Origin of the sequence: Moraxella sp. K1664 (assembly GCF_039693965.1) — a bacterium.
GTDB lineage: Bacteria > Pseudomonadota > Gammaproteobacteria > Pseudomonadales > Moraxellaceae > Moraxella.
In genome coordinates this window covers 2,614,601-2,636,291 of the sequence record NZ_CP155576.1, presented here as the reverse complement: position 1 = coordinate 2,636,291, position 21,691 = coordinate 2,614,601, and the positions used below count along the sequence as shown (strand labels likewise).

At 44.9% G+C, this 21,691-nt stretch carries 22 protein-coding genes; 11 read left to right on the top strand and 11 right to left on the bottom strand.

The window, feature by feature from the left end; translation table 11 throughout:
* Nucleotides 1-100: 100 nt before the first annotated feature.
* Nucleotides 101-820 (top strand): rhomboid family intramembrane serine protease, encoded by a 720-nt coding sequence (locus tag AAHK14_RS12760; RefSeq protein ID WP_065255878.1) that lies wholly within the window; start codon nt 101-103, stop codon nt 818-820.
* A gap of 49 nt (nt 821-869) precedes the next feature.
* Here the strand turns inward: AAHK14_RS12760 and AAHK14_RS12755 are convergent, their stop codons facing one another.
* A complete protein-coding gene (locus AAHK14_RS12755) occupies nt 870-2,009 on the bottom strand; it encodes an Mrp/NBP35 family ATP-binding protein (RefSeq protein WP_227514689.1) in 1,140 nt (379 codons plus the stop codon).
* A gap of 100 nt (nt 2,010-2,109) precedes the next feature.
* Nucleotides 2,110-3,357: an NnrS family protein gene (locus AAHK14_RS12750; RefSeq protein ID WP_065255876.1), complete on the bottom strand. Its 1,248-nt coding sequence runs from the start codon at nt 3,355-3,357 to the stop codon at nt 2,110-2,112.
* Nucleotides 3,358-3,534: 177 nt separating this feature from the next.
* Between AAHK14_RS12750 and queA the strand changes: the two genes are divergently transcribed.
* From queA to AAHK14_RS12730, 4 genes are all read left to right on the top strand, one after another.
* On the top strand, nt 3,535-4,584 hold the full coding sequence (queA, locus tag AAHK14_RS12745; RefSeq protein ID WP_065255875.1) for a tRNA preQ1(34) S-adenosylmethionine ribosyltransferase-isomerase QueA: 1,050 nt from the start codon (nt 3,535-3,537) through the stop codon (nt 4,582-4,584).
* A 221-nt stretch (nt 4,585-4,805) separates the two neighbouring features.
* Nucleotides 4,806-6,497, top strand: coding sequence for a DUF389 domain-containing protein (locus tag AAHK14_RS12740; protein WP_083108046.1), 1,692 nt, complete (start codon nt 4,806-4,808; stop codon nt 6,495-6,497).
* A gap of 81 nt (nt 6,498-6,578) precedes the next feature.
* Nucleotides 6,579-6,887, top strand: coding sequence for a DUF1778 domain-containing protein (locus tag AAHK14_RS12735; protein WP_065255874.1), 309 nt, complete (start codon nt 6,579-6,581; stop codon nt 6,885-6,887).
* Nucleotides 6,884-7,366 (top strand): GNAT family N-acetyltransferase, encoded by a 483-nt coding sequence (locus tag AAHK14_RS12730; RefSeq protein ID WP_065255873.1) that lies wholly within the window; start codon nt 6,884-6,886, stop codon nt 7,364-7,366. The genes AAHK14_RS12735 and AAHK14_RS12730 overlap by 4 nt, the downstream gene beginning before the upstream one ends.
* 40 nt (nt 7,367-7,406) lie before the next feature.
* Here AAHK14_RS12730 and AAHK14_RS12725 read toward each other — a convergent pair whose 3' ends face one another.
* The 5 genes from AAHK14_RS12725 to AAHK14_RS12705 form a co-directional block, all read right to left on the bottom strand.
* Nucleotides 7,407-9,137: a flotillin family protein gene (locus tag AAHK14_RS12725; RefSeq protein ID WP_065255872.1), complete on the bottom strand. Its 1,731-nt coding sequence runs from the start codon at nt 9,135-9,137 to the stop codon at nt 7,407-7,409.
* A gap of 27 nt (nt 9,138-9,164) precedes the next feature.
* Entirely contained in the window at nt 9,165-9,917 is a 753-nt protein-coding gene (locus AAHK14_RS12720; protein WP_065255871.1) for a DKNYY domain-containing protein, read from the bottom strand.
* A 2-nt stretch (nt 9,918-9,919) separates the two neighbouring features.
* Nucleotides 9,920-10,588, bottom strand: coding sequence for a YqiJ family protein (locus tag AAHK14_RS12715; RefSeq protein WP_065255870.1), 669 nt, complete (start codon nt 10,586-10,588; stop codon nt 9,920-9,922).
* Between the two features lie 185 nt (nt 10,589-10,773).
* Nucleotides 10,774-11,439 carry a PspA/IM30 family protein gene (locus AAHK14_RS12710; protein ID WP_065255869.1) on the bottom strand — a complete coding sequence of 222 codons (666 nt, stop codon included), beginning with the start codon at nt 11,437-11,439 and terminating at the stop codon, nt 10,774-10,776.
* A 10-nt stretch (nt 11,440-11,449) separates the two neighbouring features.
* Entirely contained in the window at nt 11,450-11,986 is a 537-nt protein-coding gene (locus AAHK14_RS12705) for a hypothetical protein (RefSeq protein WP_065255868.1), read from the bottom strand.
* A gap of 175 nt (nt 11,987-12,161) precedes the next feature.
* Between AAHK14_RS12705 and AAHK14_RS12700 the strand changes: the two genes are divergently transcribed.
* Entirely contained in the window at nt 12,162-12,293 is a 132-nt protein-coding gene (locus AAHK14_RS12700) for a hypothetical protein (RefSeq protein WP_255518737.1), read from the top strand.
* A 44-nt stretch (nt 12,294-12,337) separates the two neighbouring features.
* On the opposite strand, the gene AAHK14_RS12695 is transcribed toward AAHK14_RS12700, so the two are convergent.
* Nucleotides 12,338-12,688, bottom strand: coding sequence for a sulfur transferase domain-containing protein (locus tag AAHK14_RS12695; protein ID WP_065255867.1), 351 nt, complete (start codon nt 12,686-12,688; stop codon nt 12,338-12,340).
* 117 nt (nt 12,689-12,805) lie between these two features.
* Here AAHK14_RS12695 and AAHK14_RS12690 point away from each other — a divergent pair, with 117 nt between their 5' ends.
* From AAHK14_RS12690 to tgt, 3 genes are all read left to right on the top strand, one after another.
* Entirely contained in the window at nt 12,806-13,582 is a 777-nt protein-coding gene (locus AAHK14_RS12690; RefSeq protein WP_194092533.1) for a nucleotidyltransferase domain-containing protein, read from the top strand.
* Nucleotides 13,583-13,708: 126 nt separating this feature from the next.
* On the top strand, nt 13,709-14,758 hold the full coding sequence (locus AAHK14_RS12685) for a nucleotidyltransferase domain-containing protein (protein ID WP_065255866.1): 1,050 nt from the start codon (nt 13,709-13,711) through the stop codon (nt 14,756-14,758).
* A 56-nt stretch (nt 14,759-14,814) separates the two neighbouring features.
* Nucleotides 14,815-15,948, top strand: coding sequence for a tRNA guanosine(34) transglycosylase Tgt (gene tgt, locus AAHK14_RS12680; protein WP_065255865.1), 1,134 nt, complete (start codon nt 14,815-14,817; stop codon nt 15,946-15,948).
* Between the two features lie 108 nt (nt 15,949-16,056).
* Here tgt and dapF read toward each other — a convergent pair whose 3' ends face one another.
* Nucleotides 16,057-16,956, bottom strand: coding sequence for a diaminopimelate epimerase (gene dapF, locus AAHK14_RS12675; protein WP_065255864.1), 900 nt, complete (start codon nt 16,954-16,956; stop codon nt 16,057-16,059).
* A 454-nt stretch (nt 16,957-17,410) separates the two neighbouring features.
* Between dapF and AAHK14_RS12670 the strand changes: the two genes are divergently transcribed.
* Nucleotides 17,411-19,069: a BCCT family transporter gene (locus tag AAHK14_RS12670; RefSeq protein WP_065255897.1), complete on the top strand. Its 1,659-nt coding sequence runs from the start codon at nt 17,411-17,413 to the stop codon at nt 19,067-19,069.
* 117 nt (nt 19,070-19,186) lie between these two features.
* Nucleotides 19,187-20,434, top strand: coding sequence for an HRDC domain-containing protein (locus AAHK14_RS12665; RefSeq protein WP_065255863.1), 1,248 nt, complete (start codon nt 19,187-19,189; stop codon nt 20,432-20,434).
* A 31-nt stretch (nt 20,435-20,465) separates the two neighbouring features.
* Here AAHK14_RS12665 and AAHK14_RS12660 read toward each other — a convergent pair whose 3' ends face one another.
* The gene (locus tag AAHK14_RS12660; RefSeq protein ID WP_065255862.1) at nt 20,466-21,284 is read right to left on the bottom strand and encodes a hypothetical protein; all 819 of its coding nucleotides are present in this window, start codon (nt 21,282-21,284) and stop codon (nt 20,466-20,468) included.
* Nucleotides 21,285-21,305: 21 nt separating this feature from the next.
* On the bottom strand, nt 21,306-21,677 hold the full coding sequence (locus AAHK14_RS12655; protein WP_065255861.1) for a 2Fe-2S iron-sulfur cluster-binding protein: 372 nt from the start codon (nt 21,675-21,677) through the stop codon (nt 21,306-21,308).
* Between the last annotated feature and the right edge of the window lie 14 nt (nt 21,678-21,691).

Genomic DNA, 21,691 nt, shown 5'->3' with positions numbered 1-21,691 from the left:
TATATCTTGCTATCTTATCAATTTTATCCTGACAAATTTATTTTAACATAACAAAAGTCATCCCGCCGATTCACTTTCACTTTTTACCATTTTATCAATCATGACCTTAACACAATTCTTTAAAATCGCCCCGACAACCTTACTACTCATCATCAGCTTTGTGGCGGTGATGGGCGTACAGGTCATAAATGGGGTAAACATTGACGAGCAGACAGGGCAGGAGCTAATTCGCTATGGGGCGAATTTTTTGCCATTGACACTCATCGATGAGCCGTGGCGACTGGTGACGGCAGGGTTTTTGCATATCGGGGTGATTCATCTGCTGTTTAACAGTTTTGCCATGTATTATTTTGGCATGGTTAGTGAGCAGATATTGGGATGGTGGCGGTTTTTGGTGGTGTTTCTGCTGTCGGTGGTGGCGGGCAATCTGTTAAACCTATACATGACCCTAAGACGGATAGAAGAGCAGGGCGTGCAAGGGCTGGGGCTGTCGGCAGGGGCGTCGGGCGGTATCATGGGACTGGGCATGTTGCTTTTGACCTTGTCAATGTTCGGTTCGGCAAAGAAGTGGCGACTAAACACCAAGAGCTTGGCACTCATCATGGGCATTAATTTTGTCATGACCTTTGCCATACCCAGTATCGATGTGGCAGGACATCTTGGGGGCATGATGATGGGGGTGGTGCTAGGGCTGTGCCATGTGATGAGTCAGAAGTTAGGTCGCACCAGTCAGGGCATGTTTGCCCTGTGTGCGGTGGCTAGTGTCATTGTCATGATGGGGGCGTGGCAGATGATGAATGGCGTGGTAATGGGGTGGTAATACCACCAAAACCACGCACTATTTATAAATACACGTTATTTATGTCATTTTAAAAAATCCGCCCGCTTGCTCCTTTGTCAAATTTACCAATTTGCCCATCAATATTTTTGGCGATGTTTTCATAATACACCGCAAAATCATCACCTGCCATGACAGACGGCTCGCCCTTATCCATTTGCGTGCGAATATCGGTGGCAAGTGGCAGTTGCCCCAAAAGTGGCACTTGGTATCTCTCTGCCAACTTTGCTCCGCCGTCCGCCCCAAAAATGGCGTCCACATGACCGCAGTTGGTGCAGGTATGCAGTGCCATGTTCTCAACCACGCCGATGACAGGGATATCAGTTTTAAAGAACATTTCCATGCCTTTTTGGGCGTCCAGCAGGGCGATGTGTTGGGGCGTGGTAACGATGACCGCCCCTGTTACGGGGATACGCTGGGCAAGGGTGAGCTGAATGTCGCCAGTGCCGGGGGGCATATCAATGATGAGATAGTCAAGCGTGGGCCAGTTGGTTTGGCTGTACAGTTGCATTAACGCCCCTGTTGCCTTGACCCCACGCCACGCCACAGGGGTATTTTCACTTTCTATCAAATTGCCAATGGAGAGCATGGCAATGCCGTGTGCGTCTATCGGCACGAATTGGTCATTTTCAACGGTAGGCTTGACCCCTGCCACGCCCAGCATATCAGGCACGGACGGGCCGTAGATGTCAGCGTCTAGGATACCGACTTTTTTGCCGAGTTTTTGTAGGGCAAGGGCGATATTGACGGTCGTGGTGGATTTACCCACACCGCCTTTACCACTGGCGACCACGATGATGTGGCGAATGCGGGGGTGGGGGGCGATGTCCGCTTGTTTGGGGGCGGATTTGGTGGGGGTGTCGTCTGTGGTTTGGCTTGGGATTTTATTTGACGGCTGGGGCGTGTGGGTTTGCACGGCACTGGCGGTTGTGGCGATAGGGGCGACTTTGTCGGATAAGACGACATTTAAATTCACTTCTGCCACGCCAATGAGATGTAATCTGGCACGCAGGTCATGATACACCTGTTCAAGCTCGGCTTGGTCGGCGTCCTTATGCACTCTTAGGGCGATGTCTAGTGTGTCATCATGCAAGGATTTATCATCAATAAAAGTCGGCAAGGCTTGACCATACAGGCGAAAATCCTGCAAAACCTTGTCAATGTCGCTCATGTTGATGTGGATTTTCTTTTTAAAAGGGTTAAACATAATTGTCTCGTGGGTAACTTTTTTATCATTTTATCATTTTATCATGTTTTAAAATCCTTGCCTATCAGCCAAACAACCCATCGGTGCGTGGTTTTGCCAAAATCCCCACATACGACACGCAAAACAGCCCAAAGGACAGCACCCACGCCACTTGCGAGATGAGCACCCACGTCATATAATCACCGCCAAACATCGGCATGACCACACGGCATAGGGCAGAGATTATCATTAGGATAAATATCGCACCCACGGTTTTTGGGGGCTGATGAATGTTCCGCCCCGTATGCCCAAGCGACACCCGAGCCATCATGGCAACGGTCATGAGTCCCACGCCAAATAACGCCAGACCATGCAAGCCGAGCGAATGTACATTGACACTCGTCTCAATAAAGGGTAATACGACAAAGAATGCCAAACTTGCGGTCATGCCCCCAAAGGCGATGACGAGCGACCATAGTAGCGGTTTTTGCCAAATGGCAGGGTGATACCAATTTTTAAGACGGCAAATGTTGGCAATCACACAAACCAGAGCAAAGGCACTGGCGAGCATGGGCGATTTGACAAACAAATCAAACACGATAAAACCAAAAAATCCGACTAGGTTCATTCTGTCAAGCAATACCGAATTTTTTTGTTCTATATTTAAACCGTTGGGTTTGCCGTTATTATCCACGCTGATACCCTTGACGATAAAAAACGGCAACACCCGTCTGGCAATGGTAAATACCACACCAATGACCAGATATAACGCCCCATACAGAGCGATTTGTTGTGTGGTCGTGCTGTCCAAAAACACCCCTGCATAAAAGGCGATATTGGCAAGCATGAGCAGGGTAAGTTTGGCAACGATACCGATTTGGCGTTTTTGGCGAGCGACCCACACCGCCTTGATGACCGAGTAGGCGGTCATGCCCCAAAAGAGCAAATCAAACACAAACGCCACACTAAGCATGGCAACACTGGGCGTGGCGTGTAGCCCAAGCCAAAGCAGGCGAGCGACCGCCCACGCCCCAAATATCGCCCCCAAATGCCAGCCGTAGGGCATGGGTTGGCTTGTCCACGTCTTAACGGCGGTCAATAAAAATCCCGCAATCACCGCCAACGCATAACCAAAAATCATCTCATGGGCGTGCCAATAAAAAGGGTTAAACGTGCCTTTAAAAGGAGCAAATCCCTGCAAAATAGCAAGCCACAGCAACATGGCAAGTATGGCAAAGACTGCCGACCCCACAAAAAATATGCGAAAACCCAAATTTAAAATGGGGTGGGGTGATGTAGGACGTGGGGCGGTGTTTTGGATATTCATCAGCATGGTAAAACATTCATTAAAAATAATGGTTATATGATACGCCTTTTTTGCCGACTTTGCAATTTAGCCAAAAGGCTTAGTTTAGGCATGAGAAATAACGGTTTGTAAACATGAGAAATACAAGCAAATCGCTGGGCTTTTTGATAAAATAAGCCATTTTTATTGTAACACAGCCACATCATGAATACACCCCTGCTCACTGCCGATTTTGATTATCATTTGCCCGATGAACTCATCGCCCGTTATCCACTTGCCGTGCGGTCTGGCTCTCGCCTGTTACACGTTCAGGGTGATACGCTTACCGACCTTCATTTTACCGATTTGCCCGATTTGTTAAACAAAGGCGATTTGCTCGTTTTGAATGACACCAAAGTCATGAAAGCCCGTCTGTTTGGGGTCAAGGACACAGGCGGAGCGGTGGAAGTGTTAATAGAACGCATTACCGACCACGACAACCACATCGCCCATTGTCATGTACGGTCTAGCCGTGCGTTAAAGGTGGGACAAACGGTGAGTCTGGCAGACGGTGGCATGACGGCAACGATGTGCGGACGGGCGGAAAATTTATTTATCTTACAATTTGACGCACCGATTTTGGCGGATTTGGAGCGTTATGGGCAAATGCCAATTCCGCCTTATTTTGAACGCACGGCAGACGACACGGACGACACCCGTTATCAGACGGTATTTCACGACCCTGCCAAACAGGCAAGCGTTGCCGCTCCGACCGCCAGCCTGCATTTTGATGATGAGACCTTGGAGCGTCTTGCCGATAAGGGGGTGGAGATTGCCTTTGTAACCTTGCACGTTGGGGCAGGTACGTTCGCCCCTGTCAAGGCGGACGATTTGACCGACCACATCATGCACGCCGAATACGCTCATTTGCCACAAGCGACTGCCGACAAAATCAACGCCACCAAAGCACGAGGCGGACAAGTCATTGCCGTGGGGACGACCGTAACTCGCACGCTTGAAACCGCCCATTTGCACCGTGTGGACGGACAGCTTACCGAGTTCTCTGGCGATACGCAGATTTTTATTTATCCGCCTTATGACTTTGGCGTGGTGGATAGGCTCATTACCAATTTTCATTTGCCAAAATCCACGCTTCTTATGCTCGTATCCGCCTTTGCAGGGACGGATAACATCAAAAACGCCTATGCTCATGCCATTACCCAAAAATACCGCTTTTTTAGTTATGGCGATGCGATGATGTTGGATAAGGGTTAAGGTTTAGGTAATTTTAATTTATCATTAGACTTCCTGCAAAACCCCGAATTAAGGAAAACCGTTCGTGGTGAGCCTGTCGAACCATGACGGTTTTCCTACCCTTCGACAAGCTCAGGGCGAACGGAAAACCTAGTTTTGCAGGAAGTTTATTATTGAAAATGATTAAAATCGTAGGGGTGGATTATATTCACCCTATTTCCCATTCATAAATAAGGTTTTTTATGAGCGACAATAAAGATACCCAAAACGATGACGTTGAATTTAGTCAAGACGAACTTGATGAACTCAAAAAACAAGGCATTGATGATGCCGAACTTGAAAAACTTGTCAAAACGGTCAATGACGAATTGTCCGACAATGCCAATGAAAAAGACAATGAAAAAGATGATGATAAAGGCATAAAAACCGAAAAAGAAACCGACAACAAAGACATCAATCAAGACACCCAAAACGATGATAAAGAAAATGGTATAGTTGCCCCAATTAACACCACAACAAATATTGTCAATGCTGATAATTCAACCAAACAAAATGACCATAACAATTTAGCCAATATTCATAAAGCCAATCAGATTAATAAGTCTAGTAATAGCAATAATACCAAACAAGACGATAATCAAGATAATAAAGGCAATTTAAAAGACAATTTGGCAAATAAGTCTATCAATCACTCTGCCGATAATCCGCCCAATAAAGATGATAACTTACAAGGCAATGACTTAAACAATGACAACCCAAAAAATGACAACTCAACAAATACCAACAAAGACCAAGATAAAGACAAAGACACCCAAAAAACCGAACAACAACAAGCCGACATTGTCCGTACGCTTATCGCCAAAAAGCACAGCCAAAAGACGATAGACCACAAAGAAGTCCGTATCAACATCGAAGCAGGGGCATTACCGACCAAAATGTTCTTTATTATGAATGGCTTGTCGGCGGTGATTGCAGGCTATGGACTGCTCGCCAACTCGCCTGCGGTGGTCATCGGGGCGATGCTGGTGGCGATGATGCTCTCGCCCATTACCAGTGCCGCCCTTGCCGTCATTGATGCACGGCTATCCTTGCTCAAAACATCGCTTATCACGCTCATTGGCGGGGTGCTGGTCATTTATGCCATTGGCATGGGGCTTGGGTTTTTGCATGGCGACAACGTCATGACGGGCGAGATTTTGGCACGCACATCGCCCACGACCATGGATTTAATGGTGGCGTTGGCAGGCGGAGCAGCAGGGGCGTACGCCATGGTCTCGCCCAATCTGTCGGTGGCGGTTGTTGGCGTGGCGGTGGCAACCGCCCTTGTTCCACCTTTGGCTGCCAGTGGGATTTTGCTTGCGTCAGGTCATCTGTCGCTGGCTTGGGGGGCGTTTTTGTTGGCTTTGACCAATATGCTCGCCATTCAGTTTACCAATGCGTTGGTGCTGTGGTTTGCAGGATTTCGCCGAACGCTTGATGATGATGACGTTGGCAAATTGGGGCAAATTGGGCTGTTTTTAAAAAGAAACAGTGCCGTGCTGATTGCTCTGATTGTCATTGGTGGTTATTTGTCGGTCAATTTTGGCAAAACCTTAAATGAACAAAAATTTGAACGCCAAAGTATCGCCTTGGTCGAACAAAGCATTCAAAATCAAGCCAATTATTTGGTATCGCACAGTTTTACGCACGAAGAAAAAAACACGCACACCCTAAGGGTGGTCATTCAAGGGCTTATCACGCCAAGCCAAGCCCAAGCGATTGAATTGGAGCAACAAATTCAAGCCCTTGCCAAAGACACGCTTGATGATAGGGTTATTAAATTGCAAATTCGCTTTGTGCCAGAAGTGGTGATACAGTCCGCCCCTGCCGATGAAAGTGAGCTAAAATTAAGCCCTGATGACATCAAAAATTTGCAAAAAGTGGCGAAAAATTAGGACAAGTTGGCAATGATAAGGGTGGAAAAATACGGAAAAATACCGTACAATAACCGTATATATCCATGACAGGAGAATATCATGACCGCCCAAACTCAATCCACCCAAACCGCCCGTTTTGAAGCCCGTATCCCCAAGCACGTTCACGACACCATTAAGCTTGCCAGTCAGATGACAGGTCGGACGATGAGTGATTTTGTGATGAGTATTGCCTATGAACACGCTCAAAAAACCGTACAAAAAGAACAGTCTTGGCTACATTTTCTCAATCAACTGTCCGTCCAAGACCAAGAGCAATTTGCCGAAACTCTTATCAACCCACCGCCGATGAATGATGCGATGAAAAAAGCAATGGCAATCCATGATGAGTTTTTTAAGGATAGTGTATGAATTTATCCAATTATCGGATTGTGCTATTAGATAAAAGCCATGACCGAAAAACTTTTGATTGTGGCAACGATATTCTCAATCATTATTTTACTCATCAGGCTTCCCAAGATGTCAAACGCCGTGCCAACAGTTGCTATGTTGTCGTGGATAAAAACAATCAAGTGGCAGGATTTTATACATTGTGTTCGGCAAGTATGCCCTATCATGAATTGAACGATACGCTTAAAAAGAAATTGGCTCGCTATCGTTACCTGCCTGCGGTATTGATTGAGCGATTGGCGATTGATATACGCCACAAAGGTCAAGGTTTGGGTTCAGTACTGCTTGCCAATGCCATTAAACAAGCCACGCAGTCGCCCATTGCTAGCAGTGTGATTATTGTAGAAGCCAAAGATGACAACGCCATTGCCTTTTATCGGCATTTTGGCTTTTTAAGTTTTGTCAGCGTATCGGATAAATTGTATTATCCTTTAACATAAAAAACCCACAACTTGTCATTGTGGGTTTTACCATTTTGATTTAGTCTTTATTCACGCCTTTATCTAGTCCATGAGTCAGTCCGTTAATGTCCGCCCCATTTAGCCCAATCTCCTTTAATAGATTGTCCACAAGCGGGGCTTGGCTACGATACCGCAAGGCAGAATTGACCATTTGGTCGGCAAGACTGGCATTTGTTGTGGTCTCGCTCGTCTCGCCACTTGCCCCAAAACCGCCCAAACCATTAACCTGCAAAATCTTAATGTCATCAATATTTTCCATAGGTCTCACACTTTCACGGATAATCTCGGGCAAATGTTTGAGCAGGGCAAGGCGAATTTGCATTTCAATCTGCTCGCTTGACAGCACGTTAGACGCTTCATTGACCGCTTTTGTCCCGTCAGCGTCCACCTGATATTGACGCTCTTTGGCTTCGGCAAGCAGAATCTGAGCGTCCGCCTCACCTTTGGCTTGCAAGCGTAATTTCTCCGCCTCAGCTTCGGCACTGATACGCACCGCCTCGGCTTGGTCTAGGGACGCTTGTTTTTGGGCTTCGGCGGCAACCGTAATGGCAATCGCATCTTTTTGGGCAAGCTCGGTTGCAGAGATGAGCTCCACCGCCTTGGCACGCTCGGCTCGCTCGGTCTCACGCACCGTAATCACGCTCTCTTCTTCTTTGACCGCTGCCGCTCGCGCCTTGTCGGCTTGGGCTTTGGCTTCGGATTCGGCACGGGATTTTTCGGCAACAGCAATGGCACGGTCTTGCTCGGCAAGCTCAATCGCCTTTTTGCGTTCTACTTCGGCTTGCTCAATGCGTTGCTCTTTTTGGATTTTTTCGTTTTCAATGTCTCGCTCGGCTAGGATTTTTTTCAAATCCACTTCACGCTTGGCGGCAATTTGAGCTTCTTCGGCTTCACGCTGTTTGCTCGCTTCTTGACTGGCAATCTCAGCCGTCTGCTCGGCACGGCGAACGGCAATCTCACGCTCTTGCTCGGCTTTACGAATCTCAATCTCACGCTCTTGTTCTAGCTTGGCATATTCTTCTTCACGCAAGATTTGCAAACGAGTGCGTTCGGCTTCCAAATTTTTGGTTTTAATCGCCAAATCGGTGTCTTGCTCAATGTCGTTTCGCTTTTTACGGCGAATCTCAATGGTCTCGGTCAAGCGTGTCAAACCCTCAGCGTCAAAGGCGTTTTGGGGATTAAAATACTCAAATCCCGTCTGGTCAAGCCCTGTCAAGGACACCGTTTCAAGCTCCAAGCCGTTTTTGAACAAATCTTCTGAAACAACCTGCTGAACTTTTTGCACAAAATCCACCCGCTTTTCGTGTAGCTCTTCCATTGCCATTTCGGCGGCAACAGCACGCAGGCTATCCACAAATTTACCTTCTACCAAGTCCTTTAAATCCTGTGGCGACATCGTTTTCATACCCAAGGTCTGGGCGGCTGTGGCAATGGATTCGGCAGTGGGCTTGACACGCACATAAAATTCAGCCGTTACGTCCACACGCATGCGGTCTTTGGTGATGAGTGCCTGCTCGGACGCACGGCGTACTTCAAGGCGTAGCGTGTTCATATTGACAGGAATCACCTCATGCAAGACAGGCAGGACAATCGCACCACCGTTTACAATCACTTTTTCGCCACCAAAACCCGTCCGCACAAAGGACACTTCCTTGCTGGCACGGCGATACAGGCGAGTCAAAATTAAGCCTAAGATGACTAGGGCAACCAAAATCACCCCTGCGGTGATAAGAATTGAGATTAGGTTCATAATTTTTCCTTTTTAAAAAGTAACATATCAATAAGGCGATGATTTGGCTTTTTGTTTATCCCAATCATTAGGATTTTCATTGGGCAAAATCTTATCCATATGATAAACAAAGTTTTCATCTTTTGAATAATAACCGTGCAAATGCTCCCAATTAGGGTTATCCGACCTTGTTATTTTATTTGAAATATAATAAATGTATTTATCATCTTTAATAAAATTAAATTTAGAACAAGGCATGATTTGCACGGTATTTATGTCAATATTTTTAAATTCTTTTCCTTGCCAATAAACAAATTGATTGTCTTTGGCAAAACAAAATCCCAATGGTTTTAATGATTTTGGATTTTGGCATTTTTTTAAAACACGAGCATAATAATAGGCTTGATAATCATCATACGCATAGCCATTATCTAATACCACAAAACTTTTAAAATCGTGATTTTTAACAGGCTTAATGCTACTTTCATATTTAAAATAAATGGCATTTTTATCTTTAATATATCCATAGCCTAATATTTCAAATGTTTCTCGGTCTAATTTGGTTTTTCTCCAAGCCCAATAAATATGCGTTTTATCACGACTAAAAAATGGCGATAAAATCGTGCCATGCTTATCATATTGAACAGTTGGATTGATAAAAACTTCAAAACTATCTACATCGGCATTTTTGTGAAGTCTGCCTTGATGATATACTTTGTCGTCTTTAATTTCCCAATAAACAATATTCATTGTTTTGTCTTTAATTGTTTGATTGGGTAAATTTTTTAATAATGTCCACATAATCAATCAACAAGCACCCCATTCACATTCTTTATCGCCCGAAAATTGACACCCACCTGCGATACCAATAGTACCGTCTCGCCTTGCGTTAGAGTCTCATCGGTATCGGCAAATGCCATGACATAATGCGTCTGCCCGTGCGTGTCTTTAACTCGTACTTGGGCGGATTGGTTGGCGGTGGCATTACCCAGTACAACCACGCCCACACGCCCGACCAGCTCTTTGCTGTCAATGGCGGTTGTCTCATCTTTGGGTAGGATTTTGTATAGCCCTTTGGCAGATAAACGGACAATGGGCAAACTTAAAAACCACACCACAATTACGGCAATGATTTTTGGTAAATAAAATCCCAATAAGCTATATACCACCGACTGAAAAATAAACCCCGTCAAACCAAATACCGCCAAAAACACCACCATAAGCATAAGTAGCGGTATTTTGCCAACATATAGCCAGCTTAAAAAACGGATAAATACGCCCGTATCCACACTCGGGCTGTCAATGCCAATCTCGGCATGAGCTTCGGTCAAACTGTCGGGCAAAAATCCGTCCACCCAATCATTTGCCCCACCAATCATTAATGCCACAATTTCTAGGATAAATAACAAAAACATCAGTGTAATTGCCACACCGAATATAAAGTTTTGGGGTGCAAAAATTAAATCAAGCATGATTATCCTTATAACTAATTATTGGCAATTTTTAATGGAATGGTTAAATAAAAAATAGTTAAATAAAAAATAGTTAAATAAAAACAGGTTTGAATTTAAATAAAAATGGGATATTGTGGGGACGAATCACATTCGCCCAATGATTAAATTCACCCCCACCAAATATTCATTTTAAAAAACAAACCCTATTTCATTTTTAATTGTGCCAACCGCTCGGCAATACGATTATTTCTAGATAGCTCTTCAAGCTCTTTTAGCCCTTGGGCATTGCCATTACCGCTTGTGTTATGTGCCATGCCTGTTTGACGGCTCATGGTGCGGTCAAAAGCATTGGACGCTTTGTCGGCTCGTTGGGCGATTTTATCAAGACTGCTTGCACCAGCCGTCTGCCCATTTGCACCGCTTGTCGCTACGGTCTGCTGGTATTGCTCAATGGCTAGGCTTATCTCACGGCGTTTGGCTTGCAAGGCGATGATAAAGCCTTCTAGCTCTTTTTCTTTGTCGGTGCAGTCGGCAATGGTGTTTTCAAGCACAGGAATGCGTGCCTCAATGTCCATTTGCTCAGCAATGCCCACCTGTGCCAAGTCATCTCGCCCCACATTGACCGCCGTCATGATACTGTCGTTTAGGCTCTCGTGGCGGGTGTTTTCGTCGTTCAGTTTTTTGCTGGCTAGGTGTTTTTGGGCGACCACTTTGCCAAGCTCGCCACGTACTTCATCAATCGCCTTATCAAGCTCACGCAAGTTTTCGTTAAAGGCGACCATTGGGGCTAAGTCTTCGGCTTTGTCTAGCATGGCATGAAATCCGCCACTGACTAGGCGACCGACACGGTAGGATAGGGTTTCGCTCATGGTTTTTTCCTTATGGGTTGGGTTGGGTGTTGGTTTGGCTGTGTTGATTGTGCTGATAAATCAAATTCGCCAACTGTAACGTATTATCCAGCTCGTCCAGCACGCTGTCATCATAGCCTGCCCCCTTGCCTGTAATAGCAAGCTGTAACACGCTGTCCATTAGGCGAACCACTCGCCACATTGCCTGTTTTTCAAAATTGACAAGGGCGGATTTGTCGCACGTTTTGGGGTAGTCCGCCATCATGGTTGCCACCAAATCGGGCAAAATCTCAAAAATTCTCGCCACAATGTGCGAATGTACACCCAGCTCCTTTTCAAGTGCCAAAATCTCATGGCGAGCGGTGTAAAGCTGTTGCTCGGCAAGCGATAGACTGGTTTCATAATCTTGTCCTTGGGTGTGCAAGGTGCGGGCTTGGCGGAGCAATTCACGGATTTTATCGGACGGTGTATTCGCCCCTTGTATCTGTAAACTGGCAATAAAATCAGCGTCTTCTTGGCTAATGCGGACACTTATCGGCACTCGGCTATTACTTGACGTATTTGGCATACAGACACCTGTATTATTTTGTATTCATTTGCATACGAATATAATCTATCGTGGACGGTTTGTCAAGTGGTTTTGAGAAAAATTGTTATTTGGCAGATTTTTGGCGATAAAAAGCAACTCAAACAGTTGCTTTTTATCAAAATCAATTAGGGCGTATTGAACTTTGGTATTTGCAATGAAAAATGAGAAAAATCGCACGTTTTTCAAGGAAAAAACGCAGGCTGATAGTTATTCTATCAGACAAGTTTTTGACGATGAAAAACAAGATTTAGCCATTTTTCATGCAAAAACATCATGTGATTTATAAAATATTTATAAATATTAAATTGTGTTATAAAGGTTCAACACGCCCTATTCTTCATCAAGCAAATCTTTTTCTCGTGCCACCGTTAAAAGGTTGTTTGAGCGGTTGCCTGTACGGCAAAAGATATGTAGTGGGCGTTCGGTTTCATTAAAAAAATCAGCAAAGGCTTGGACGTGGTTCATGTCCATCATACCGCCCGCAAAGGCGATTTGTTTATAGACGATACCGTGAGCTTGGCACGCCTGTTCAATCTCATCAGATGTCGGTTGTCCTTCTTCCTCAAAGTCTGGGCGGTTGTTTACCACGGTTTTTACGCCCATGCGAGCCAATTCTGCCACGTCAGCAGGGGTGATTTGACCTGATAGGGTAATGCGAAATTCGGGGGCGGTGTTACTCATAACTTTTCCTATTAAAAACATAAAAATCAAAAGGCATATTACCTGTTTTTGATATATTTGGCAAATGGATTTTTGGGATAATTTTGTTATAATAACATCTATTTTTTGGGGTTAATTATGACCAACACCGACTACCATAGCCAAATCACCCACACCCTACACACCACTTGCCACGCCCACGCCATTACACCATTACACGCCATAGAAAGTGGTAGTCGGGCATGGGGTTTTGCCAGTTTTGATAGCGATTTTGACGTACGGCTCATTTATCATCATACGCCCGATTGGTATTTGCAAATTTATGATGACAAAGACACGTTTGAATTTATCAATCATGAGTTATTTGATGTGCCATTTGATATTGGTGGTTGGGATATTAAAAAAGCGTTGGTACACATTCATAAATCCAATGCCGTGATTTTTGAATGGTTAAATTCGCCCATTATTTATCATGGCGATGATGAATTTATTAAAGAGATTAAATATATCCAATCAGACTTTTTTAATCCCCAAGAGGTTTATCATCATTATCAAGGCATGGCAAAAAAGGCAAATGGCGAGCTAGATATATCACGTCCGATAAAACTTAAAAAATGGTGTTATCTGATTCGTGCATTACTTGCAAGCCTATGGATAAAAGAATACCAAACCATGCCCCCTGTATGCATGAACGAAATGTTTGGCTTGTTAAATCCTGATGATGTTGATGAATTAAATCATATTATTTATTTAAAACAATCACATGGCGAAAAATATTTATATGAATTACCCCTATCCATGCAAATACTTACCAAACATCTTTGGCAAACAACCCAAGATTTAACTTTTGATAAAAAACAAAAAGGCGATGTTGGTGTGTTAAATGAGTTATTTAGAAAAATTGTTTTTAAATAACTTTAAGATAATTTTTTAATGTGGACGTGTAGGGGCAATTTATTCGCCTAGAAATGCTTTATCACAGGGTAAATTGAATTTACCATTCTGTATTAAAAATCCTATATAAAATTAACGAGAAAATTCATGATAACCATTGATTACCTAAAATCTAATAACCTGATTTTATTAGAATGTATCTCGGGCAGTCGTGCTTATGGATTAGATACGCCGTCATCAGATACGGATATTAAAGGCGTGTTTTATTTGCCCAAGCCCTATTATTACGGTTTGCACGATGATTATGTGCCACAGGTGAGTAACGACACCAATGACGTGGTGTATTATGAGCTTGGGCGATTTGTAGATTTATTATTACAAAATAATCCCAATATTATGGAACTCCTTGCCACGCCAAGCGATAAGATATTATATAAGCACCCTATTATGGATAAGTTTAATCCTGATTGGTTTATTTCCAAATTATGCCAAAAAACCTTTGCAGGATTTGCCGTGAGCCAAATTAAAAAATCTCGTGGCTTAAATAAAAAAATCGTCAATCCGATGAGTAAAGACAAAAAGAGCCTATTGGAATTTTGTGTGGTATTTGACAATCAAAAAAGCGTGGATTTGATAGATTGGCTAGATAATCATAATCTTACCCAATCGCAAATCGGCTTATCCAAAATGCCCCACGCCAGTCATATGTATGCGATGTTTGTCGGCGACTATCGGGGGATTATTCACGATGACAGCCATGATGTGCTATTAAGTTCTATTCCCAAAGATGTATCGCCCATTGCTTATTTGTCATTTAATCAAATGGGATATAGCAAATATTGCCAAGATTATAAAGAGTATTGGGAATGGGTAGAAAAACGTAATCATGAGCGTTATGAGTCCACCGCCAATCATGGCAAAGGCTATGATGCCAAAAATATCATGCACACTTTTCGGCTGTTATATACTGCCTTAGATATTGCCAAATTAGGCAAAGTGATTGTGGAGCGTAATAATCGTGATGAGCTACTTGCAATTAAATCAGGGCAATTTGATTATGATGAGTTATTACAAAAAGCAGATGAGTTAATAAAAGACGTGGAATTGACATTTGAGCAAAGTGATTTACCAGAAATCCCCGAACATTATTTGGCAATAAAAACGTTAATTGAAATACGAGAGCAATTATATGGTTAATTTGCTAAAATTGGTAAATATTGCTATAATACGCCACTTTTTTATTTGATGATGATATGAAATTCACGCTACATAAAACCGACACAAAAACCCGAGCTCGCCGTGGCACGGTACACCTAGCTCATGGCGACGTCGCCACCCCTGCCTTTATGCCTGTGGGGACGTATGGCACGGTCAAGGGTATGCTTCCACGAGACATTCACGCCATTGGGGCGGACATTATTTTGGGCAACACCTTTCATCTGTGGCTACGTCCGACCACGAGCGTGATTGATGAATTTGGCGGATTGCATGATTTTATCGGTTGGGATAAGCCGATTTTGACCGATTCGGGCGGTTTTCAGGTGTTTAGCCTTGGTGCAATGAGAAAAATCACCGAAGAAGGCGTGCATTTTCGTTCGCCTGTGGACGGCTCAAAGGTGTTTTTGTCGCCTGAGATTTCCATGCAAATCCAACACTCCCTAAACTCCGACATCGTCATGCAGTTTGACGAATGCACGCCTTATCCTGCCACACACATTGAAGCCCAAAAGTCGCTTGAATTATCGCTTCGCTGGGGACAACGCTGTCTTGATGAACATCATAAACTGGGCAACAAAAACGCCCTGTTTGGTATCGTGCAAGGCAGTATGTACGAAGATTTGCGTATGCAGTCCTTGACCGCCTTGACCGACATGCCCTTTGACGGCTATGCCATTGGCGGACTGTCGGTGGGCGAACCAAAAGACGAGATGATAAAAGTATTAAATTATCTGCCAAACCGTATGCCGTCTGATAAACCACGCTATCTTATGGGTGTGGGAACACCGTCCGACATCGTGGAAGCGGTAAGACGGGGCGTGGATATGTTTGACTGTGTCATGCCAACCCGTAACGCCCGTAACGGACACCTGTTTACCAGTACAGGGGCGGTCAAGATAAAAAATGCCATTCATCGCCACGACAAAAATCCGCTAGATAGCGAATGCGACTGCTACACTTGCCAAAATTTTAGCCGTGCCTATTTGCACCATTTGCACAAATGTGGCGAAATGCTCTCAGCTCAGCTTAACACCATTCATAATTTGCGTTATTATCAAAATCTTATGAAAGGCATTCGTGAAAGCCTAGAAAATGAAACCTTTGATGAATTTGTGGCAACATTTTATGCCAAGCAGGGGCTTGATGTGCCTGAGCTTGGAGTGTGCTAAACAGACGGCATTTTTATAAACATGACATACCAATGGTGGATGTCATTTAAAACCTAGTTTAACAAAAACCCCTGCAACAGCAAGGGTTTAATTTGGCAGATGGCTGATTTAGGCGTCATAATCTTCGGTTGGTGTCAGGTTAATCCCTGCCTGTGCTGCCAGTCCATCAGGGCTAAACACCCCTTCATAGACAAAGGATGTCGGTCCTGTCATCATCACCGAGTAGCCTTCTTGATAACGCACGGCAAGGCTACCGCCATAGAGCTGAACTCGCACATCAACCCCTTCATCAATCCAACCTTCACGCACGCCCACAGCGACCGCCGCACATGCACCTGTGCCACACGCCTGCGTCTCGCCCACACCACGTTCATAGACACGCAAGCGGACATGGCGTTGATTAACAATTTGGACAAAACCGACATTGACACGCTCGGGGAATGCTTCATGACTCTCGATGAGCTTGCCCAGACGTGCCACATCGGCAGTCAATACATCATCCACCAAAATGACCGCATGGGGATTGCCCATGTTGGCAAGGTAGAGCTGAACAGGCTCGCCATCGACATTTAGGCGGTAAGAATTACCCACTTTGGTGATGGCTTGGGGAGCAAAAGGAATCTCGGCAGGCTCAAATTTGGGCTTACCCATGTCCACCTGCACCCAACCATAACGGTCAGTGGTCAGCGTGATGACCCCGCTTGCTGTCTCCACACGCAAACGCTGTTTAAAGGAGAGTTTACGAGCCTGCACAAAGGACGCAAAACATCTTGCCCCATTGCCACACTGTGCCACTTCCTGTCCATCAGCATTAAAAATACGATATTTAAAATCCACATCAGGACGAGACGGTGGCTCAACGATAAGCAGTTGGTCAAAACCTACGCCCAAATGGCGGTCGGCAAGCAGTCGCACCAACTCGCTTGTTAGATTCATCCGCTGTGTCACTAGGTCAATCACCATAAAGTCATTGCCCAAACCATGCATTTTGGTAAATTCGATTAACATTGTCGTTTTCCTTTTGTTTTGGCTAAGTTATAGAGTCATACTGTCTATCTTAACATGATACGCCCAAATTGTTAATATTAAAACCAAAAATAAACGCCATAAAATCAGTCAATAAGCATATTTTTAATAAAAACATTTGTTTTCTTTTAATTGTATGACAGCCAAACCATTTTTTGTCAAACTTTATTTTGATGATTGCTTTAAAAAACAATCATTTACAAATTTGTGATATTATCAATAATCGGAAAAATTTATTAATTTTTTGTCATTGTACAGAAATAATACGTTTTTATGTGGTAAGCCATCATGAATTTTGTTAATATCTATCATGATTAAGAAATTTTGCAAATAAATATATTAACCATAAGGATGCATGATGAGCGATAAAGACCTTGATAAATCAGTCAGTTACCAGACCGCCAAAACGCCCAAAGATTTTAATCACGATTCGGTAATAAATAAAGTAGCCATTGGACGACTTGGTATTTTTCCGCAAGTAAGCATACCTGTGTTTTTGACTTCTGCACTGCTGATTGTTATTTTTATGATTTTTGGCACTTTATTTAGCGAGATGGCAGGACAGCTCTTTAATAACGCCCAAGCCTTTATCACCGAACGATTTGGCTTTTTATTTATCATTTTGATGAATGCCGCTTTGGTGTTTTGTTTGTACATTGCCATTAGTGGCTATGGCGACATTCGCCTAGGTCATCAGACTGAGACCCCTGAGTATAGTTTTGGTTCGTGGATTGGCATGCTGTTTTCGGCAGGGATTGGGATTGGACTGCTCTATTGGGGCACAGCCGAGCCACTGCTGCATTTTGCCAAACCACCCACCGCCGAGCCTAGCACCGTGGAGAGTGCCAAAGAAGCCATGACCTACTCATTTTTACATTGGGGGCTACACGCTTGGGCGGTGTATGCCGTGGTCGCCTTGGGTTTGGCTTATTTTCATTATCGGCGCGGTCTACCCCTATCCATTCGCTCGGTCTTGTTCCCGCTCATCGGGCAAAAAATTTATGGCAAATGGGGTCATGTTGTTGACACCCTAGCAGTATTCGGCACCATGTTTGGGGTGGTAACATCATTAGGCTTAGGAGTCATGCAGTTAGAGACGGGACTGGCTGACATCATGGGTATTACCCCAAGTTTGACATTAAAAATCGCCTTGATTGCAGGGATAACCGCCTGTGCCACGTTATCAGTCATGGCAGGTCTTAATAAAGGGGTAAAACTACTTAGCGATGTTACCATCATCGGCACGCTCATCATGTTAGGCTTTATGATTGTTGCAGGTCCTACACAGTTTATTTTTGACAGCTTTGTTGAGAATGTGGGTAACTACACATCATCACTGGTACAAGTTGGTCTGTGGAACGAAGCTTATGCCGACACCAATTGGCAAGCATCTTGGACGATTTTTTATTGGGCATGGTGGGTAAGTTGGTCGCCTTTTGTGGGGATTTTTATCGCTCGCATTAGCCGTGGACGCACCATTAGAGAGTTTATTTTTGGAGTGTTGTTTGTTCCTATGCTACTGTTGTTTTTGTGGTTTACCACTTTTGGTGGGGTTGCCATCCACATGGAACTCTCTGGCGATTATGGCTTGACAACAGCGGTATTAAATGACACAGGCAGTGCTATTTTCAAATTCATTGAATACTATCCTTTTACCCAAGGCTTGACGGTCGTCATTCTTGCCATGATTGTACTGTGGTTCGTTACCAGTGCCGACAGTGCCAGTCTGGTCGTGGACATGCTTACCGCAGGGGGCAACACCAACCCACCCAAAGTGCAACGCCTGTTTTGGGTGACTTCCGAAGGCATTATCGCTTGTATCTTATTGGCAGCAGGGGGTTTGTCAGCACTACAAGCGGCGGCGATTGTGGCGGGCTTTCCCTTTGCCATCGTCGTGCTTTTGATGATGTACTGCTTACTGCGTGGCTTAGGGCGTGACAGACTAACCTTATATCGCAAAGGGCAATGGTACATCACCGAAGAGTCTGCCGAGCATAACAGTGCCAATCAGTTTGTGGATGAACATCTACTGGCAGGCCCACCAACCTTAAATCCGCCCACGCCCAAGACATCGGCAGGCAAAGATAATACATAAGCCAAAGGAGATTTGCAACACACAAATCACACGCCATTATGATTGATACTTAAAATAACCACACATTCCCCTGATTTTGGTGTAAAATTAGGGGAATTTTCGACACATAGACCCACAATGACTGATTTAAAAAACCCTGCCAATTTTAACTTTCCCCACGCTCATCTCAGCAATGATGACCAGCACGCCCTGCTTGATTTACCAACCCAATGGGTGCGGACAGATGATGAGTTATATGAGCTGATTGATGAGATAGACAGCGTGGATGTGGTCGCTTTGGATACCGAGTTTATCAAGCGTGACACTTATTATCCGATATTGGCATTGGTGCAGGTCAATACCGGCAAAGGGATATACCTTGTGGACGCCCCACGTCTTGATTTGACCGAGTTTTGGCAAGCCCTGTGCGAAGTGCCGAGCATGGTGTGGTATGCGTGCGGAGAAGATTTGGGGATATTTTATCTGCTTGCCAATAATCCGCCCTTGACCAATGTCTTTGATGTACAAATTGGCGTGGCATACCTGACTGGCAAATTGCAAGTGGGTTATAGCCAAGCGGTCAGTGAAATTTTGGGTGTGGCACTAGATAAAGGCGAGAGTCAGTCTAATTGGCTTGCCAGACCACTCACGCCCGAGCAAGAACTGTACGCGGTCAATGACGTACGTTATCTGCTCGCCCTACATCAGGCGGTCGTGCAGGCACTTAGTGACAAACAGGTGTTAGGCTATGTCAATGAAGATAGCACGCTCTATGCCAAAGAGCTGTACGACACTCAGCACCTAAGCGATGATAAGCTCTATCTTGACCATGTTGCCCCGACCTACACCAGACAGCAACTGGCGGTACTGCGGGGCTTGACCATGTGGCGAGAGTCACTGGCTCGGGCGGTGAACGAGCCACGCAGTTTTATCATTGGTAAACAGCCGTTGCGTGAGATTATTGAGAGCCTGCCAACCAACATGAAAGATTTGGCATACACCACCCTAAACCGCTCCGCCCTACGCCGTTATGGTGCTGAGATAATCCGTGTCATCAAAGAAGCCAAAGCCCTGCCCCAAGCGGACATGCCTGCCAAAATCCCCGTTTATACCAGTAAAGCCAAGCCTTTTCGCCATGCCCTAGACGAAGCTACCGACGCCCAAGCTCGCCTGCTAAACATTCCTAGCAATCTCCTACTAAAAGGGCGTTGGATTAATGAGCTTATGTATCACGTCTATCAAGGTCTGCCCATCGATGACACGCACGCCTTATCGGGGGGCTTGCAAGGCTATCGGCATGCGTGGGTCGTTGGCACGGTACTGCCCCTACTTTATGAGCATGAACAGTCCATTCGTGATGGGTTTGATTGTGGTGCTAAGATGTAGTGTGATTAAGGGGTAAATATAAACAGCAAAACTACAACCCCTTTTGCACCGCTTTGGCTTGTATGAGCATCATGTCCACCACCGTCATAAACTCAGGCAAATTCATGCCACGACTGGTCATGCTGACATAACGGTCGCCCGCCACGAACTCGCCATGATAATAGACATCGCCCTTTTTATCGATAAGTTGCTCAAATCTTAGGGGCGTGCCGTTCATGTCTTCACGGTACAGCTCTTTGATGAGCGTTAAGGGCTTGTCGGGATGAATGTGGGTTTCGGTGATTTCAAGGCGTGCTTTGGTGCTAGGGTGCTCAAATAGGCGGTACACCCCATCAAAACCCGTCTCGCCAAGCACCCCTTCATACGCTCGCCCTGTCAGCACAAAGCCTGACGGCAAAGCGTCTTTGATTTTTACCATTTCAAAGGCAAGGGACTGTTTTCGCCCAAAGCGATAAGACATTTTGGCGTGCGTGGCGGATTTGAACTCATGGGTTAATACACCGCCCGATGTACTGCCTGTGCTTTCTAAGTTCTTGATTTGGCGTGCGATGTCTTGTTTTTGGGCGACATCAAGCGTGGCGTCAGCCAAGGCGACATAACTCACCGCTTGCATTGTCTCTGTATGAGTTTGGCTATCAGAGCTGTCCACACTTGCCGTGGCGGGGGCGACAACCATGCTCGCCACGCCTGCTGACGGCTCGGCATTAACAGAATCTTTGGCGGACTTTTGGTTTCGAGACAGGTTGCCCGACAGACTGCCCGATAAAGCAATACCGCCTACCGTCAGACTAAGGGCAATGGCACCGATGAGTAGAGTTTTTTTATTGATAGGAAAACGGGTTAGGGTCATAAGCAAAAGCACATAATCACATCATCCGTCTATTTTATAAAAAATCTGACGGCTTATGATAGATGTTTTTTGTAAATGCCACGTCCCATCTGTACGCTGATGTTGCCATGCTTTGCTTGACTTGTTTGGTTTGTCCGTATCGTAGCTGACCACCATCGTCCCTGTCGGCACACAACAGCATGCCAGAACTTCATCATCATCTAGGTGTGCCAGTGGGATTTGTTTGGCTTTGGGGGCGTCTGTTGCCCCTTTGACACGCATTTTACACGCCCCACAAAAACCCTGACGACACATATAACGCACGTCTTTATGTTCGGTGCGTAACATGCCATCAAGCAAGCTCTCGCCTTCATGCAGATAAAACCGCATTTCGTCTGTAAAAATCCACGGCATGATTGATACTTTTG

Excerpts from the sequence above, each read along its gene's own strand:
- AAHK14_RS12695 (WP_065255867.1), bottom strand. The coding sequence starts at position 12,688 with ATGAGTAACACCGCCCCCGAATTTCGCATTACCCTATCAGGTCAAATC.
- AAHK14_RS12700 (WP_255518737.1), top strand. The coding sequence starts at position 12,162 with ATGAAAAATGAGAAAAATCGCACGTTTTTCAAGGAAAAAACGCAGGCT.
- AAHK14_RS12720 (WP_065255871.1), bottom strand. The coding sequence starts at position 9,917 with ATGTGGACATTATTAAAAAATTTACCCAATCAAACAATTAAAGACAAA.
- AAHK14_RS12740 (WP_083108046.1), top strand. The coding sequence starts at position 4,806 with ATGAGCGACAATAAAGATACCCAAAACGATGACGTTGAATTTAGTCAA.
- AAHK14_RS12710 (WP_065255869.1), bottom strand. The coding sequence starts at position 11,439 with ATGAGCGAAACCCTATCCTACCGTGTCGGTCGCCTAGTCAGTGGCGGA.
- AAHK14_RS12705 (WP_065255868.1), bottom strand. The coding sequence starts at position 11,986 with ATGCCAAATACGTCAAGTAATAGCCGAGTGCCGATAAGTGTCCGCATT.
- dapF (WP_065255864.1), bottom strand. The coding sequence starts at position 16,956 with ATGTTAATCGAATTTACCAAAATGCATGGTTTGGGCAATGACTTTATG.
- AAHK14_RS12655 (WP_065255861.1), bottom strand. The coding sequence starts at position 21,677 with ATGCCGTGGATTTTTACAGACGAAATGCGGTTTTATCTGCATGAAGGC.
- queA (WP_065255875.1), top strand. The coding sequence starts at position 3,535 with ATGAATACACCCCTGCTCACTGCCGATTTTGATTATCATTTGCCCGAT.
- AAHK14_RS12690 (WP_194092533.1), top strand. The coding sequence starts at position 12,806 with ATGACCAACACCGACTACCATAGCCAAATCACCCACACCCTACACACC.
- tgt (WP_065255865.1), top strand. The coding sequence starts at position 14,815 with ATGAAATTCACGCTACATAAAACCGACACAAAAACCCGAGCTCGCCGT.
- AAHK14_RS12685 (WP_065255866.1), top strand. The coding sequence starts at position 13,709 with ATGATAACCATTGATTACCTAAAATCTAATAACCTGATTTTATTAGAA.
- AAHK14_RS12755 (WP_227514689.1), bottom strand. The coding sequence starts at position 2,009 with ATGAGCGACATTGACAAGGTTTTGCAGGATTTTCGCCTGTATGGTCAA.
- AAHK14_RS12730 (WP_065255873.1), top strand. The coding sequence starts at position 6,884 with ATGAATTTATCCAATTATCGGATTGTGCTATTAGATAAAAGCCATGAC.
- AAHK14_RS12750 (WP_065255876.1), bottom strand. The coding sequence starts at position 3,357 with ATGCTGATGAATATCCAAAACACCGCCCCACGTCCTACATCACCCCAC.
- AAHK14_RS12735 (WP_065255874.1), top strand. The coding sequence starts at position 6,579 with ATGACCGCCCAAACTCAATCCACCCAAACCGCCCGTTTTGAAGCCCGT.
- AAHK14_RS12665 (WP_065255863.1), top strand. The coding sequence starts at position 19,187 with ATGACTGATTTAAAAAACCCTGCCAATTTTAACTTTCCCCACGCTCAT.
- AAHK14_RS12760 (WP_065255878.1), top strand. The coding sequence starts at position 101 with ATGACCTTAACACAATTCTTTAAAATCGCCCCGACAACCTTACTACTC.
- AAHK14_RS12715 (WP_065255870.1), bottom strand. The coding sequence starts at position 10,588 with ATGCTTGATTTAATTTTTGCACCCCAAAACTTTATATTCGGTGTGGCA.
- AAHK14_RS12660 (WP_065255862.1), bottom strand. The coding sequence starts at position 21,284 with ATGACCCTAACCCGTTTTCCTATCAATAAAAAAACTCTACTCATCGGT.
- AAHK14_RS12725 (WP_065255872.1), bottom strand. The coding sequence starts at position 9,137 with ATGAACCTAATCTCAATTCTTATCACCGCAGGGGTGATTTTGGTTGCC.